At 43.1% G+C, this 16,212-nt stretch carries 15 protein-coding genes; 8 read left to right on the top strand and 7 right to left on the bottom strand.

Annotation, left to right across the window (positions count from 1 at the left end; all coding sequences use genetic code 11):
* Nucleotides 1–119: 119 nt before the first annotated feature.
* Complete coding sequence (locus tag ADA01nite_RS09155; RefSeq protein WP_146809654.1) at nucleotides 120–884, bottom strand: NRDE family protein; 765 nt, start codon at nucleotides 882–884, stop codon at nucleotides 120–122.
* 369 nt (nucleotides 885–1,253) lie between these two features.
* Here ADA01nite_RS09155 and ADA01nite_RS09150 point away from each other — a divergent pair, with 369 nt between their 5' ends.
* Nucleotides 1,254–2,930 (top strand): ABC1 kinase family protein, encoded by a 1,677-nt coding sequence (locus tag ADA01nite_RS09150; RefSeq protein ID WP_146809653.1) that lies wholly within the window; start codon nucleotides 1,254–1,256, stop codon nucleotides 2,928–2,930.
* 63 nt (nucleotides 2,931–2,993) lie between these two features.
* On the opposite strand, the gene ADA01nite_RS09145 is transcribed toward ADA01nite_RS09150, so the two are convergent.
* Entirely contained in the window at nucleotides 2,994–3,923 is a 930-nt protein-coding gene (locus ADA01nite_RS09145) for a RecB family exonuclease (RefSeq protein WP_146809652.1), read from the bottom strand.
* 430 nt (nucleotides 3,924–4,353) lie between these two features.
* Here ADA01nite_RS09145 and ADA01nite_RS09140 point away from each other — a divergent pair, with 430 nt between their 5' ends.
* Genes ADA01nite_RS09140 through ADA01nite_RS09130 form a run of 3 tightly spaced genes read left to right on the top strand, consistent with a single transcriptional unit; the run spans nucleotide 4,354 to nucleotide 8,335 of the window.
* Complete coding sequence (locus ADA01nite_RS09140) at nucleotides 4,354–5,976, top strand: spore germination protein (RefSeq protein ID WP_170230212.1); 1,623 nt, start codon at nucleotides 4,354–4,356, stop codon at nucleotides 5,974–5,976.
* Nucleotides 5,977–6,012: 36 nt separating this feature from the next.
* A complete protein-coding gene (locus ADA01nite_RS09135) occupies nucleotides 6,013–7,122 on the top strand; it encodes a GerAB/ArcD/ProY family transporter (protein WP_146809650.1) in 1,110 nt (369 codons plus the stop codon).
* 19 nt (nucleotides 7,123–7,141) lie between these two features.
* Entirely contained in the window at nucleotides 7,142–8,335 is a 1,194-nt protein-coding gene (locus ADA01nite_RS09130) for a Ger(x)C family spore germination protein (protein ID WP_146809649.1), read from the top strand.
* A gap of 325 nt (nucleotides 8,336–8,660) precedes the next feature.
* On the opposite strand, the gene ADA01nite_RS09125 is transcribed toward ADA01nite_RS09130, so the two are convergent.
* Nucleotides 8,661–10,601 carry a sigma-54-dependent Fis family transcriptional regulator gene (locus ADA01nite_RS09125; protein ID WP_146809648.1) on the bottom strand — a complete coding sequence of 647 codons (1,941 nt, stop codon included), beginning with the start codon at nucleotides 10,599–10,601 and terminating at the stop codon, nucleotides 8,661–8,663.
* Nucleotides 10,602–10,861: 260 nt separating this feature from the next.
* Here ADA01nite_RS09125 and ADA01nite_RS09120 point away from each other — a divergent pair, with 260 nt between their 5' ends.
* The 3 genes from ADA01nite_RS09120 (at nucleotide 10,862) to nikR (ending at nucleotide 12,825) form a co-directional block, all read left to right on the top strand.
* On the top strand, nucleotides 10,862–11,266 hold the full coding sequence (locus ADA01nite_RS09120; protein WP_146809647.1) for a DUF2203 domain-containing protein: 405 nt from the start codon (nucleotides 10,862–10,864) through the stop codon (nucleotides 11,264–11,266).
* 3 nt (nucleotides 11,267–11,269) lie between these two features.
* Nucleotides 11,270–12,046: a TatD family hydrolase gene (locus ADA01nite_RS09115; RefSeq protein ID WP_146809646.1), complete on the top strand. Its 777-nt coding sequence runs from the start codon at nucleotides 11,270–11,272 to the stop codon at nucleotides 12,044–12,046.
* A 353-nt stretch (nucleotides 12,047–12,399) separates the two neighbouring features.
* Nucleotides 12,400–12,825, top strand: a complete 426-nt coding sequence (gene nikR, locus ADA01nite_RS09110; RefSeq protein WP_146809645.1) for a nickel-responsive transcriptional regulator NikR — start codon at nucleotides 12,400–12,402, stop codon at nucleotides 12,823–12,825.
* On the opposite strand, the gene ADA01nite_RS09105 is transcribed toward nikR, so the two are convergent.
* From ADA01nite_RS09105 to ADA01nite_RS09090, 4 genes are read right to left on the bottom strand one after another with little or no spacing between them, the layout of a single operon-like run.
* Nucleotides 12,817–13,638: an energy-coupling factor ABC transporter ATP-binding protein gene (locus ADA01nite_RS09105; RefSeq protein ID WP_146809644.1), complete on the bottom strand. Its 822-nt coding sequence runs from the start codon at nucleotides 13,636–13,638 to the stop codon at nucleotides 12,817–12,819. The two genes, nikR and ADA01nite_RS09105, sit on opposite strands and share 9 nt — an antisense overlap.
* A 10-nt stretch (nucleotides 13,639–13,648) precedes the next feature.
* The gene (gene cbiQ, locus ADA01nite_RS09100; protein ID WP_146809643.1) at nucleotides 13,649–14,374 is read right to left on the bottom strand and encodes a cobalt ECF transporter T component CbiQ; all 726 of its coding nucleotides are present in this window, start codon (nucleotides 14,372–14,374) and stop codon (nucleotides 13,649–13,651) included.
* Nucleotides 14,371–14,649 (bottom strand): PDGLE domain-containing protein, encoded by a 279-nt coding sequence (locus ADA01nite_RS09095; protein ID WP_146809642.1) that lies wholly within the window; start codon nucleotides 14,647–14,649, stop codon nucleotides 14,371–14,373. The genes cbiQ and ADA01nite_RS09095 overlap by 4 nt, the downstream gene beginning before the upstream one ends.
* The gene (locus ADA01nite_RS09090; RefSeq protein WP_146809641.1) at nucleotides 14,633–15,280 is read right to left on the bottom strand and encodes an energy-coupling factor ABC transporter permease; all 648 of its coding nucleotides are present in this window, start codon (nucleotides 15,278–15,280) and stop codon (nucleotides 14,633–14,635) included. The genes ADA01nite_RS09095 and ADA01nite_RS09090 overlap by 17 nt, the downstream gene beginning before the upstream one ends.
* Before the next feature lie 407 nt (nucleotides 15,281–15,687).
* On the opposite strand from ADA01nite_RS09090, the gene ADA01nite_RS09085 reads away from it, so the two are divergent.
* Nucleotides 15,688–16,206, top strand: a complete 519-nt coding sequence (locus ADA01nite_RS09085; protein WP_146809640.1) for a DUF309 domain-containing protein — start codon at nucleotides 15,688–15,690, stop codon at nucleotides 16,204–16,206.
* The last annotated feature ends 6 nt before the right edge of the window (nucleotides 16,207–16,212 follow it).

Here is a 16,212-nt window from a genome sequence, read left to right as displayed (position 1 = left end):
TACCACAAAAGTCAACCGCCCTTCCCATGATTTTCATGTCGGGGTTGCGGCTGAGATGCCATGGTGGTTTTTTGTGAAATTCAAACTGAAATGACAAGTAGTTATACATACATGTAGAACTATTTGATAGAAAAAGAGAAGTGGGCGCGGTTCCATTCACCTGTATGCGGCTGCAATGCCTTTTCAGTAAACATAATATTATTATTGTTATCTATGGTCACTATGGTCATCGAGCGTGTGCCGTAATCCGGACTGGCAATGAACAGGGGCGACAGTATCCGTTCCCATTCGATTCCTACTCCCGTATCCGGCAGTTCGCTATCTTCTGCCTGCTCTGCATCGGAAAGAATGTCGAACAATTCCTTCTCTTGTATGTTCTCTTTCTTTATCGCTTCCGCGAGAAGCCGTGTTCCTTTTCGCACTTTCGGCCAGGGCGTGTCCAGTACATGGTTGCTTAGACCGTGAATGCCGGGAGCTACCTCTGTGATTTCATCCAGCACAGGAGAATAATAATACAGAGTCTCTGTATCCCCCACCAGTAAATTAAACCCGTTATACCGCTCCTTCTCCCCTCTCACCTTCTCCAGGTAAGCGGCGGGGTGCTCCGTACCGGTCAAGTAGTCGCTTACTAGATAGCCGCGCGATTCAGCGTCCGGCCGATTGTGCTGCGGGTCGCGATAGTTGGTCAGTGCGGCTAATCTTCCGCTGCGGGTAACCCCCATCCAGGTTCCCCCTTTCTCCATATCGCGTCCAGCTAACACGTCCGGCCTGTCATCCCAAAATGCGGCCGGTGCGGTCGGACGTTTGTAGAACTCATCCCGATTGGCTGCTAATACCAGTCGATAGTCGGGATGGGATTTGTAAGCAAATAAGAGCAAGCACATGATCCTGTTCTCTCCTCTTTTGTCGATTGTACTCTCTGCTTTTTAAGTATACTCTTTTTTCTTACGGGTTCAAAATAAGTCAAAGAGAAGGACCTGCCGCATCCACATCAAACAACTCATGAGGACATAGCCGTACAGTAGTCGCTGGTTGTTATTCGGGATTTAGGGTAAACTAATTCTAAAATGACAATTTTAACCGGAAAATTTACTTCACTCAAATGGAAGGTAAAATGAAAAAGATAGGTTTGGTTTTAGGAGAAGCTTAAAGGCAATGATTCGGGCAACTACCTCCATATGAACAGTCAAAGAATTCAAATTTCGAAAATAAATAGCGGCAATAACAATAATGATTGATGTAGGAGGTTCCCTATGTTTGGCAGAAAAATGAAGCATGCTCATCGGTATCAAGAAATCATCCGTGCATTTTTACGCAATGGTTTTGGTTACATTATAAAGGAATTGGGCTTGACGGATATCATGTCGATACCTAAAAAAAAGGAGGTGGCAGATACAAATTTGCTTCCCAGAACAACCGGGGAGAGAATTCGGTCTTTTCTGCAAGAGTTGGGACCAACCTTCATCAAAATGGGTCAAATTGCAAGTACACGTCGCGATCTCATTCCTGCGGATATTATTCAGGAGTTAGAAAAACTACAAGATTGTGTCCCTCCTTTTCCCTTTGATCAAGTCCGTCAAATTATTGAAGCAGAATTAGGGGCAAATATAGAAGAGATCTTTGCCGAATTTCATGAGACACCCCTGGCTGCGGCATCCATTGGACAGGTGCATTATGCACTGCTCCATACCAAAGAACCTGTTGCGGTTAAGATCCAGCGCCCTGAGATTCAGTCTATTATTGAAACCGATTTGGAAATACTTGAGGACTTAGCGGGGCTTATGGAATCACGAATGGATTGGGCGAAGAAATATCAAATAAGAGATATGGTCGAAGAATTTTCAAAATCCTTACGAGCGGAATTAGATTACAGTATAGAAGCGCGCAATGCGGAAAAAATAGCAGATCAATTTATTGGCAATTCCACGATCCGCATTCCGAAAATGTATTGGGATTACTCAACTAAAAAAGTTCTTACGATGGAATATATACAAGGAATAAAAGTGAATGACCTGGAAAAAATGGCAGAGAAAGGCTATAACCGTAAAGTAGTGGCTGAAAGGTTAGCCCATTCGATTTTTCATCAAATTTTAATAGAGGGATTTTTTCACGGCGACCCCCATCCGGGGAATGTAGTGGTATTACCGGGAGAAGTGATTGTGCTGATGGATTTTGGTATGGTCGGACGTTTAAGTCCGGACATGAAATACCATTTTTCATCTTTGGTTATTTCCTTGAAGCGCGGAAGTACCGATGGGATAATCAAAGCCATTTCTCGTATGGGATTAATCCCTGTAAACACGGATATGGCATTATTAAGAGCAGAGGTAGATGAGTTAAGGGACAAATATTACGGTGTTCCTTTAAGTGAAATTAGCCTGGGCAAAGCTATCAATGATCTATTTACCGTTGCGTTTCATCACCGCATCCAGATCCCTGCGGATTTAACACTACTGGGGAAAGCTATTCTAACTGTTGAAGGCGTAGTGGAATTATTAGATCCGGAGTTTAGTATCATGGATGTTGCTGAACCTTTTGGGCAACGCCTGATAAAGGATCGCTTTCATCCAAAAAATCTTGCAGAGAACGCTTGGAGCTATATAGTCGAATATACGGAATTCATTTCGAATTTACCTAAAAATATAAGAGAAATCACCTCCACAATGCAACGGGGAAAACTACATGTAGAAATTACTATCTCCGAACTTCATCTTTTGCTGGAGAAATTGGACAGAATCAGTAATCGTCTTTCCTTCAGTATTGTTTTACTTTCTTTTAGTATCATTATGGTCGGACTTATCATTGGATCGTCTATAGGCAGACAATCTACGTTACTATGGAAAATACCTGCAATTGAATTGGGCTTTGGAGTCGCTTCCTTGATGTTTCTCTGGCTGCTTTATGCAATTTATAAATCGGGTAGATTTTAATTTTCTGTTTCAATTTCCTTTTACAAATTACAGATGAATCGTTCTACGCCCCGCTCCTTTCGTTTATTGTTTTTCCGGACAAATCTGACGGAAGTTACAGAATCGGCATACTGAAGGATCTCCCGCTCCCGCAAACCGTTCGACCGGCAGCGGCCGATTGTAGTATGTATCGTCAAGATAGCTTTTCATGCTCTGCAGGCTGGCTTTAATCTTATGTTGAATCATCATGATGTTGTCTTCATCCGGAGTGCTGCGTACGCAGATGCCGTCCAATAAATACTCGGTCCGTATCTCGATTTGTTCGATCGGTACCCCATAATATTCATGGATATACAGGGCATAGAGCCACAACTGCTCCTCGTTCTTTTCGGATACTTTGCCCGTTTTCCAGTCGGTGATGACATACGTTCCGTCGCCGCGTCGGTACAGAACGTCAAGCTTCACGTAAATCTTTTCATCGTTGACGATAAAGTCTTTCAGTTTCTCGACTTCAAGTACCGTAATGTCGCCGCTGTCGCGAATCTCCTGCCAGCTGTCGCTTGCAAGCAGATGTTCCGCACATACTGAGATGCGGCTGCCTACAGCGTCAACGCGATCACGCGGCAGCTCCCCTTCATAATACATCTCATGAAGCATCGTGTATTGCTTTGGATAACCCCACCACCTCTCCCGTTGCTTAGACTCCTGAAAGGCCGCATTCAGCGTATTGCGTATGTATGTAACGATTTGGTCCTGTGTCGGATAGGCTTGGCTTCGTTCGCGCAGATCGATTAATTTTTGGGCGGCTGTATGTACCGCTTCTCCGAGTACAAGGTATAAGTTGGTCAATTTTTTTAAACGGTAGGCGATCTGTGCTTCCGGCGCGGCGGTCAGGAGCCAGCCGCCGTGTGATGCGTAATAATGATAGAAATACTGTCGTTTACAGGCGTGAAACATCTGGTCGCGCGACAGGGACCAGGACCATTCGGGATATGGCTTCATCTGAAATGACATCAGTGTCCTCCTCTCTCAGATGATAAGCTGGTATGATTTGTACAAACACCGGGTGACCATTGTTTCCACAGACTCAACCTGGCTTCTTCCTAGTATAAAAGCCTTTTCATGTAAGTGTAAACATAAGAAAGAGCGTGACACATTATTTTTTGTTACTAGATTCCTTGCTGTGTCTGAGTTTCTCTTCCAATATCCATCTCTTTATCTTCCTTCTTCGAATTTTTATCCGTTTATCCCTTCCTGGATGCTGAATTGGGTCCAGAGCAGGGAAGCGACTTCGCACTACAAAAGTCAGCCGGCCTTCCCCTCAATTTTCATGTCGGGGTCGTACCGGTGACCCTTATCACACTATACCTTGCATTATTCATCATGCATTCGGTAACAATAAAAAAATCCAGAGGAAATAATGGTAAGAAGGAAGATATCAATAATGAAAATGAATCTTTTTGGGTGGAAAAAAGGCCACAAACCAAAGCAATGGCTTTCACGGGAGAAAGCGGCGCTCTCCTCTATCGCTTTGCAATCCTTGCACACTTCGTTAGAAAAAAATATTCAGGACATTACAAAGCAACTAGGAGATAATACAGATTTCAGCTCTCGACACCTTATTTGCATAGAACGACGCGTCACCTTGTTTTTCTTCCAAAGTCTTATCGATAGCAACCGTCTAAATGAGTGTATTGTTCTTCCCCTGCAGGAACGCCGGGAGTATAGAAGCAAACAGGAGGAACTTTTATCCAGAGAAAACGGAAAACACGATCTTTTACAAGAAATTCAATGGCGAATCGCGAGCATGGCCGACACACAGCGAGTAGAAGAATGGCAAACTGCTATTCAACAATTATGTAATGGAAAGGCACTGTTACTTGTTGATGGGGAAGCAGCGGGACTCCTAGTCGGGATAGAAAAAACGGAAAAACGCAGTATCGAGGCTCCTGAAACAGAACAGAGCGTGATCGGACCAAAAGAAAGCTTTGTAGAAGATTTCCATACTAATATTACATTAATCCGCCAACATCTGCGCGATCCACTCTTAACTTTCGAAGTGGTTTGTATAGCCAAACGGGATAGAACCCAGGTCGGTATATTTTATATTAAAGACGTGACCAATCCCAGTATCGTGAAGGAAGTGAAAAGGCGCCTTTCTGCCATTGATACCGATGCCATAAAGGGACAAGTACATTTGCAGGAGTTAATTCAAGACAATTCCTTTTCCTTATTTCCTCAAATACGTCCAACAGAGCGACCGGATGTCACCTGTTCCTATTTGCTTGAAGGAAACGTGGCCATCATACTATCGAATTCGGCTCATGCGCTGATTCTTCCCATCACGTTTTTTCAACTGCTAAATACTGTTGATGATTATTACAGCAGCTGGCAATACGCGACTTTGATCCGTATTGTTAGAATTGTTTCTCTTGTGTTCAGCATCATGCTTCCTGGATTGTATCTTTCACTGGTCGCCTTTAATCCTGAATTAATTCCTACACGACTGGTTATTTCCATGGATGCTGCCCGAACAAAAGTAGCCATGCCAGTTTTTCTGGAAATATTCTTTATGGAGGTTATGATTGAATTGCTTCGGGAAGCGGGGGTCAAACTGCCTAAACCCATCGGTCAAGCTATCAGCATCATTGGAGGATTGGTCATTGGAGAAGCAGCCGTCAATGCCAATCTTGTAAGTCCTGTCACGATTGTGATTGTTGCAATTACCGCGATTTCATCGTTTGCAGCTCCTGTTTACATATTGGGAATTACATACCGAATTCTGCGCTTTTTCTTGTTCCTTTGCAGCACTATTCTAGGACTATACGGTTTTATATTGGGATTGTTCCTCATCCATGCCCACGCGGCTCGTCTCGTTTCGTTCGGAGTTCCTTATTTGGCACCTCTCTCTCCCATGCGCCTGGCGGATTGGAAAGACACGCTCGTGCGTTTTCCTTTTAAGAAACTTACGAAACGTCCCGCATTTCTCAAGCCGTTACAGCAAACCAGAAGCAAGCCTTTGCCAATGGAATCCGGAAAACAAAGCGGAGATGAGGATAACCAATAATCAAATCATATCATGAGAAATGGAGAAGGATAAGCGATGAACAGAAATGAAGAGTCCCTAATGATAAGCCCTACCCAGCTTGTGTTTCTCGTATTTGGTATCATCGTTGGAACTGGTTTCATCACACTTCCAAGAGGGGTAATAGAAAAAGCACGAGAGGATGCATGGCTAACCGTTATATTGGCGCTAGGTATTGCCCTTGTCTCGCTATGGTTGATCTTGCGAGTCGCCAGCATCTTTCCAAAGGATACAGCCATTACGTACAATGTGAAACTTTTTGGTCGCACATTCGGATTATTGCTGAATCTATTTCTCGCAGTGTATTTCTTGTTTTTTACGATTACTGGAGTTAGAACCATGGCGGAAGTAGTAAAAACAGAAATGCTCCCGTTTACGCCTTTGGGAATCATTATTGGCAGTATGCTACTTGTTCTTCTTTACTGTTCATGGGACGGCCTCATGCCAGTTGTTCGTATCAATGAATCAGGAATACCAACTTCCATTTTCATGATCATATTCTTTTTCTCGTTAGCCTATCCAGCAGCTGATTGGCATGAACTAAGAATCCCTTTTTTGGAAGGAGTTACGCCAGTGATTCAATCACTCCCAAGCACATCCTACTCCTTTCTGGGCTATGAAATTTTGTTCCTATATTACCCGTTTATCTTCCAAAAGAAAAAAGCCTATTTTCACACCGCTATTGGTATTGGGACAGCCGGTATCTTTTATACCTTTGTTGTGTTGGGAACACTCGTAACACTTGGCCCCAATATGGCCATAGCCCAAACATATCCTGTCATCACGATGGCAAAAATAATTGAAATCGTCCCGCGATTTGTAGAGCGCGCCGAACTATTGCTCATTATTTTGTGGCTCCCTTTAGCCTATACGACTCATCTCATCACTTTTTTCTCAACGGCTTTTGCATTCAACAACACATTCCCGAGGATCTCATTGCGATGGTGGATGATGTTGTCGCTCCCATTCATCTTTATTTTGTCTATGCTCCCGGATAATTTGATGCAAATGGAACGCTGGACCAAAGTAACAGGTGCTTGCGGTTTGTTCTTGCTCACCGGTTATCCCGTCCTTCTCTTGACTTGTGTATTTGTACGGCGAAAACTGGGACTTCTTCCAAAAAATTAAGAAAGAAGAAGGTTGTATTATGAAACGATGGAACAAAAACGTTTTATCAGCAATTGTCATGCTACTCTTTTCAAGTATTCTGCTTGCAGGGTGCTGGGATTATAGAGAATTGGAGAAAAGAGCGCTTGTCGTGGGGCTTGGTATCGATGAACTTCCTCCATCTGATTTCGCAGGAAAAGAAGTGCGCATGTATCAGATTATCGTACAGGTAGTGGAAACTGCCGGCTCCAGTAGTCAGGCAGCGATGCAAAAACAACAACAATCAGCAGGTTATACAAATTTTATCATTCAAACTCCATCCATTACAGAAGGAATCCAGCAAATCATTACGCAAAGTGAACGCTTTCCTCTTTTATCTCACTTGCAACTCATTGTCCTTGGAGAAAAATTATCAAAGAAAGGGATCCATGAGCTATTCGACTTTTTCATTCGCTTTCCTCAAATGCGGCGTCAAACAGAGATTATTGCAACAACCAGACCGCTCATTGAATACTTCACAGTGCCGAGCACAGCGGAACCGACCCCTTCCCTGCACATTGCGAGTATTGCAGACAGTGTTCAACAGACACTGTTACTGCCTGAATCGAATTTGGGTATCATTAGCAAAAACATCCGTAACAACACTCCTTTCGTGGTGCTCACGGCTTCTTTAAATAAAAAAGGACAGATCGTTATTAATCAAGGGACTGTTTTTCAGAACGCAAAGAAGGTCGGGATTCTGTCCAAAAGCGATATCCAAAACCTTTCCATGTTGTACGGGGAAATCGAAAGGGGACTCTTACACTTTTCTTGCTCCCAGGGGAAAGCAGCATTACAGGTTCTTGCAGGAAACAGTAAAATTCGTCCTGCCATAAAAAATCGCAAGCCTCATATTACATTCCAGATTGAGCTGGAAACGGAGCTAACGGAGTACCAATGTTCTGATATTGCTTCTTTCGATAGCCCGGAGCAGATCAGACGAATGGAACAGCTTTATTCAAATATGTTGGAAGAACAATTGCAGAGGACTGCAAAAAAACTGACAAAGAAGTACAAAGACGATATATTCCGGTTAACTTCAAGACTCAAAAACCACCCCGAGATGTACGAACAAATACGTGAACATCCGGAGCAGTTTTTTGAACAATGGACTGTCGACATCAATGTAAACTTAAAAATCCGCAACATCGGGAATGTGCTAAAGACTTTTATAACGTTGAAAAAGAACAAATAGAATCGTAAGACTTCTTTTGATTTTCATGTCGGGGTTGCGGCTGAAAGTGTTGCTTTAGGATTTTTCTTTAAACGCCATACGCAATATGAACAAATCGTATCCATAGAGACAATCGTCCGGAATGTTTATTTATGCATCATTATTGTTCAAAAATCAAACTATACAATTGAAAAACAAATGCGTGCTCTATATATTTTTGTTTAATTTTTAATCATTATGTTGCAAATTGAATCTTGTTTAGGTGTGTTTCTTTGTAAAGTTAAAATCCCGCACAAAAAACGGAGCAAAAGCCGGCTCCGTTCCATTCACAGTAAAGATTTAAAGTTTATGCCTTATTGATTTTTCGCCAGAGTGTAGTCCGGTTGATTCCAAGACGTTTGGCGGCCTGAGACTGGTTGTTGTGTTCTTCTTCAAGCACGCGCATGATAATTTCCGCTTCTAATTCCTCTAGCGTTTTGTTTTCGATTTGGATGCCGAACGCATTGCTTTCCGTGTGTTCTCTATTTGAGGACGGTTTTCTGCTTATCTCCGGTTTTGCGCTCGTCTGACCAGATGTCTCTTCTTCTACTTCCAAAGATGGTTCCGGTACAGTGAACAGTTCCCGCAGAATATCTTCCGCCTCTGCCGCTTCAATAAACATACCGCGTCCGGCTTGGCAGAGCTTTTCTACCGTAGATTTAAGCTGCCTAACGTTTTCAGGCCACGGCGCTTCCGTTAGTTGTGCCATAACTTCAGGGCGCACACCGACGATTTGCTTGCCTTCTCTCATGTTGAAGGAAGCGATAAACCAGCGGACCAATTCGGGGATGTCCGCTTTTCGTTCGCGCAGCGAAGGAATACGAAGCGTACCGCCACTTAACATGCGGTATAGTTCTTTCCGAAATCGCCCTCTTTTGATCTCAAACTGCAGTTCACGGGAATTTGAGGCGATAATCCTGGGGAAAAACGGCGAAAGTTCCGGATTGCCCGCCTGTTTCTTTTTCGCTTCCTGCAGGAGATGAATGAGTTTATCCTGTACGTCTGGTGAAAGTTTTTCTATGGAGGATAGATAAATAGTTCCGCCCCGGGCCGTGTTGAATAGTTCTGCCCCATCCTCTCCAAACAGGTCCGTTTGCAGATCGCTATCGCAAAGCGTCCCGCAGTCCAATATGAGGAATGGGCGGTCGCGCCGCGGGCTGTCATTATGGATTGCTTCGGCAAGACTTTGTTTTCCGACACCCGGCTCTCCGTAGATAAGTACGGGTGTCTCATACTTGCTGAATAAGCGGGCCGTTTCGATCTGGGATTTCATTTCCTCTGTTGTGGCAATGAGGTCGGTAAAGCGTGTTTGAGCCCGTTTCGGTCCATACACTATGCGGCGCAACCGGCTTTCCGTTCGTTTTAGTTCATCTATCTCTTTCAGGATGGCAAAAGCGCCGACAACTTCATCTTTATCAATAATCACCCGTTTTTTGACAAGGATTTCCTTTCCAGATATGTTGCATATTTCTTCGGTGGATAGTTGTCCCTGTATTACGATATCTTCAAACTGAAAGCACAACGTAGTAGCTTCCCCTGTATTTTCTGAATTCAATTCCGCTTCGATGCCAAGGAGAACTTCCGCTTTCTTGTTCGCAATCATTTTGTTTATTTTTGCATCAATCGCAACAATTCCGTCTTCGTATCCGCGGAAAATATTTTCATATAAGAAATGAGTTGCTTTTTCACGGGCGGTATACGTGCTGATACGTTCCGCCTCATTGATTGCCTCGATGACCGCTTCTCTGCCGGGAACAACGCTAAAGGTATGTAATCCATAATTCGCCGCATCGACCTGACTGATAACCTCACTAATGATTGTCTGTACTCCTTGGACCGCAGCCTGTTGGAGTACCGTTTCATTATCTTCCTCCTTTTCTGTGAGGAAGAACGACAAGTCCATATCCAGCAGTGTTCCTACAGTTTCTGCTCCTTGTATGAAGCCATGGGAGCCTACAACTCCGATTTTTCCCGGAAATCCCTTTAAAAGCATGAGTGTACGAAGCATATCATAGCCTGAGGAGCGAACTTCTACGACAGGGATGTGACAGTGCTGCTGCAGCAGACGGGCGGTAGTGCCATGACTAATAATAGCGTCCCACCCTTCTTTTTCCCGTTCTCTGGCAATAGCCAGCCCTTTTGTTAACTCACCGATTTCAATTTCGACTTTTTTTCCTGTCTCCTGTGTAATTTCGATAAATAGCTCCTTCAATCCCGGATAAGGAGCGATGAGTAATATACGTGCCATATTCGCCTCCTTGTTTATTTTAGCATCGTTATTGTTGCTTTTAGCTGCAATTATTGTATGGGATGAAACAATTGTTTTCAAGAAAGAAAAGAAGCGAGCATGATCGAATCAGGCTTTATCTTTTCTTGTTGCTTCTCTTCTGGGGCATTTTCCGTGTAGATGCTGTCTTTACTGAAGCTTATCAATATAGATTACAATAATTTAGATAGTACAAATAAGTTTGTCTTTTTTAGTATAATAAACAAAAGGAGGTGGCGGCGATGCAGAAACATTTCTTTACTGTTAAAGAAGCCAACGAACTGCTGCCGGCAATTCGCCGGGAGATTGAAATGCTGCAGAACATCCGCAACGAATTTCGGCAGAAATACCTTGAGTTGACCACATACAAAAAACGGCAGGAGCAGCAGGCCGTTACGGATACGCAGGACGAGTATATTTTTAAAATGGAAGGAAGCCTGGAGTTTCTGGAAATACAGGCGCAGATGCATGTCAACAACATTCAAAGCCAGGGTGCCCAGCTGAAAGAGATCGACCCGGGACTGGTGGATTTTCCGGCGGTAATTAATGGTGAAGAAGTGCTGCTGTGCTGGCGGGAAGGCGAGGAAAAGATTACGCATTATCATGGATTATATGACGGGTTTGCGGGGAGAAAGAAGCTGGATTAGACGATGCAGTTAATGGATAGCCATATTCATCTGGATAGATATCCGATGGATGAAGTAGACAAACTTGTATCCGGGTGGCGGGAGGACGGCATTGCGGGGGTGGTGGCCGTTTCGATGAACCTTGCTTCCGCATACCGAACGCTGGAGCTGAAGCAGCGGTATCCGGAGTTTATCTATGCGGCCGTCGGATATCATCCGGAGCAACCTCTCCCCTGCCCCGGCGAATTGGATGAGCTTATCTCTTTGCTGTATAAAGAACGGAAAATGATTGATGCAGTCGGTGAAGTGGGATTGCCTCATTATAATTTGGAAGCGGTGCGGGAGCTGGCCGCGTACCGAGAATTGCTGGCGCAATTTGCGTTGCTTTCAGTGAAGTTGGATTTGCCGCTGGTGCTGCATGCCGTACATGACAAGGCAGCGCTGGCAGTTGAGGTTTTGCTTCTGCATGGTGTTCGCAAAGCGCACTTTCACTGGTTGAAAGCGCCGGATGAGGTAGTGGATAGAATCATAGAGCATGGTTATTATATTTCGGTAACACCGGAGGTTTGCTATCGGGAGCGCGATCGGAGACTGGCGCGGCGGGTACCGCTTTCGCACTTGTTGCTTGAGACGGATGGACCATGGCCGCATCATGGTCCGTTTGCCGGAAAAATGACCACTCCCCTCTTCTTACGCAAATCTATAGCCGCAGTGGCGAAACTGCATGGCATATTACCGGAAGAAGCCGCAGCTGCGAGTTCGCAGGCAGTACAGAATTTGTATGGACAACTTGGTGAATAAATTCAATACAACAATGGGAAAAGCTCTCTAATCCGAAGAGAGCTTTTCTTGTACGGGCATCTGTATAACATAATATTTTTATGTAAACTATTCATCCTTGCTTTTTATTGTTGGGGTAGCGCCACATGCCCATCAGAGTAAAAATTTCAGGTACTCCCAAAACGAAAAAAACACGATGAGTTTATGAACATTTTTATACCTTGCAGGTGAACCAGGAGAACATCTTTATTATGCGGCCTGATCGTAGATAGGAGCAGCTTCTTCTGGAGAAAAACTTTTCCCAGAATCTTTTCATCGTATTTATATAAATATTATAATTAGAAAATACACAAGAAGAAATGGAGGTGGCCATATTGTCAAAGTCCACTTTAAAACGTTTTGGAGTTTCCATGGATGAAAAGTTATTGAAAGAATTTGATCAAATGATCAGCTCGAAAGGGTATGAAAATCGCTCAGAAGCGGTCCGTGATATGGTTCGTGATGCCTTAGTGAAGCAATCTTGGAAAGATGATGAACAATATGTGGCTGGCAGCATCTTATTATTTTATGACCACCATCATACTGACGTTCTTCAGGAGCTCATAAACATCCAGCATGATATGCATCATGCGATTATGGCAACGACACATTTCCATTTAGATCATCATAATTGTTTAGAGCTGATTGTCGTTAAAGGTAAATCGGGTGAGTTACGGAAGTTCAGTGATCAATTAATTAGCATTAAAGGAGTTAAATATGGAAAGTTTACGGTAGCCCCAGTCGAGGATACCTTAGCTTAGTTTTTCTTTTAGCCAAGCCTTGGCTTCCTCGATCCGAATAGGCATCTGTAAGGGTTGTCCATCCCAAACAGCCGAAATAAGTTGAGCTATGGGAGGAAGGTTAAGTTTTGCGTCTTCCAACAACGACAAATTAGAAAATAGTTGTTTGGGTGACATTTTCCCTAGACAAGAACCTTCCTTCATAACGATGACGTCATCTGCCCATTCAGCAACAAGTTGCATGTCATGAGTGGTAATAATGACGGTTTTTCCCTTTTGTGTCAGCATATCCATTATTCTTTGAATCTCTTGCTTTCCTTTTGGATCTAAAAACGCCATCGGTTCATCCAAAATGATTACATCCGTATCCATAGCGATTACACCAGCAATCGCCACTAACTTTTTTTGTCCATAACTCAGTTCATTCGGATTACGGTCTGCTAGATGAGAAATGCCTAGCAAATTCATGGCTTGTTCCGTCCGTTTCTCAATTTCATCCATCGGCAGCCCGCGTTGGGTCGGACCGAACGCAATATCGTCTCGGACATTCATCGAAATGATCTGATCATCGGGGTCTTGAAACACGAGTCCGACACGATCCACCATCGTCTCACGATTCTTTTTCCCCACTGACTGGCCTCTAAAGAAAACTTCCCCAGAACTAGGAAGGAACAGTCCATTCATATGCAGCACCATGGTGGATTTTCCAGCTCCATTGGCTCCCACAATCGCTGTTTTCCGATTTTCTTTAATATCAAATGAAATATCTTTTAGCGCATATCGATTCCCTTGATATTGGTAGCTTACGTTGTTAAACTCGATAAGCTCTTTCATCTTATGCCTCCTACCATTTATCCCAAATAAATAAACTGATCACAGGTACAACCCATACGAGTGCTTTCCATTTATCGTTTGGATTGAAGTCTTCCGTCTTCTTCATAGGGATCATCCCTTTATATCCGCGAGATAGCATCCCAATGTACACCCTTTCTGACCGGTTAAATGAACGCACAAATAAGGAGCCAAGCAATTTAGAAAGGGTCAAATAGTTATGCAAGGAGAACCATTGGGATACTCGAAATCCTCTGCTTTTGAGGCTTTTGAGCATACTTTTTGCTTCTGATCTAAACACTTCCATATATCGAAGGGTGAATAACAGCAGCTCGACAAAAATAGCAGGAACTTTTAGTTGAATCAAAGATTGAAAAAAAGCCGGAATAGGCAACTTATAAAACATCAAGGTTAAAATTTGTACTGTAAAGAGAAGACGACCTGAATAAATAAGTGCTTTTTCAAAACCATATAAAGATACAGATAACCACGGGAATAATTCATACTCTATCCCCTGTTCGTAGATGGCGAAGAATACAAGGGAAAATGCAAAAAAAGGAATAATCAAACGCACTCTTTCCCATAAAAGACGGACAGGGACTTTCTCTAAGAGGAGACAGCCCTGTCCAAGAATCAAAAGGTATAGGATGGTATCTAATCGATGGACGGATACTCCCATGATGATCACCACCATGGAAGCGACAATCCGTAAAGGAGGATGATCGATCAAAAATCTCATCGGGTATTTCTCCCCACCAATTTACCAAGTGTCGTAAATAGAAAATAAGTGATAATCACTCCGATGATTCCTGCCAAACTATTAGACACCCAAGAATCCATGAAGGGAATGGTGTAGTCCGGAAAAGGAGAGGCGAGTAAAGCGGTAGCTGTTTCTATGTATCCGGTTTCCTCACCCGCTTTTTCAAAACCATCCGGATGGGATGAAGCAAACAGAGACAAGATCCCGGCAATCAACAAAGAGGCAATCAACCATTTTTTAACTTGTGATTTCATGTGAAGCTCCTCCCTTCATAGCGATCCCAAATGAAGATTTTAAAGCAAACGGTAAAATAACGGCAGTAATGATCCCTTCTCCAATCCCAATGAATGAATGCCAGAAGGCCAAAGATTTTACAGCCAATTCAAGCGATACTACACCGGATAACGCCAATTCAACAGCTCCTACTATGGAAACAATGAAAACTGAAAACCAACTACAAGCAAATACTTTGACAGAGGAAGGAAGATTGATTCGCTCCAATAGCTTATAGATGATGGCTGCAACTCCGGGAGCTACAATTGCCATATTTAGAATATTAGTGCCTAGCGCTGTAATTCCGCCATCTTGAAAAACAATCGCCTGAATGGTCACCACGGTTGACATGATTAAGGTCGCCGGCCAAAAACCAAATAAAATCGCTGCCAATGCTGCGCCAATCAGATGGCCGGAAGTAGCTGCCCCCAGTACAGGGAAATTAATCATTTGCGCGGCAAAAATAAAGGCACTCATGACTCCCATCACTGGAACCGCACGTTGTTCCATTTTTTCCTTTGAATATTTCACACTCTTTGCTAACACAAATCCAGATACCGCGGCTGTGGTGACCCAAACTTTTGGATCTAATATTCCATCTGGAATATGCATGATATCTCCTCCTAATATAATGGTTGCATTGATAAAAAAGGTGGTACTAATTGTTATAAGTGTAACACGACACGGTAGCTAAATAACCTAATATGTTCCTCTATGTAGAACGAAATATATAATGCTGCCCTCCTCTCCAATATAGTGGTGTTAGTTTCTTCTCTAAAAGCGATTACATTTGTTATTTTTACATTATTCTAATTTTAACAACGTAACACAACTGTGTAAATAAGTAGCACTAAATGTTTTTTGGCATTTTTTATGTTTTTATAATTGTACGCAGTATTTTAATACCATCATTCGATTTCTAGATCTTTATCTTTTGTTCTTACGCGTATCCTTACCCTCTAGCTTTTTTGGTATAATTATTATTAAGAACACGAGCCTTCAAGAAGCGGGGTTGTTATATGTATCCTCAAGCGTTAATTGATTATCTTGTATACTTCCATGCAGATAGAGACTATTTTGAATGTCATGAAGTACTTGAAGAGTACTGGAAAAGCTTTCACCAAACGGAACGCAGCGATATGTGGGTTGGACTCATTCAGATTGCGGTCGGCCTCTATCATCACCGGCGCGGGAATTTTTCCGGCGCGGCAAAAATGATTGCTGGCGCCATCAAGCGTTTGAATGTAGAAGAACTGAATCGGTATGGATTTAATGGTCAAGAGTTAATCGATCGTTTAATAGTCAGAAAACAAGAAATTCATGAGGAAAAACCATACAAAGACATGGATCTTCCTATCCAGCTTAACTCGCTGCTTCGTGCATGTGAAAACCGCTGCAGTGAACGGAATGTGCGGTGGTTGTCTCAAAGCGATTTACAAAATGAGTTTCTACTGCATAAGCATAAACTTAGGGATCGCAGCGGTGTACTGGCCGAACGGGAAGCTGAGATTCAGCGTCGTCGTCATACCTCCTCTTAATTAGGG

The sequence above is a fragment of the Aneurinibacillus danicus genome (genome assembly GCF_007991215.1).
In the GTDB taxonomy this organism is placed as follows: Bacteria; Bacillota; Bacilli; order Aneurinibacillales; family Aneurinibacillaceae; genus Aneurinibacillus; species Aneurinibacillus danicus.
The sequence above is the reverse complement of the archived record's forward strand: the minus strand, read 5'-3'. Positions and strand labels throughout refer to the sequence as shown.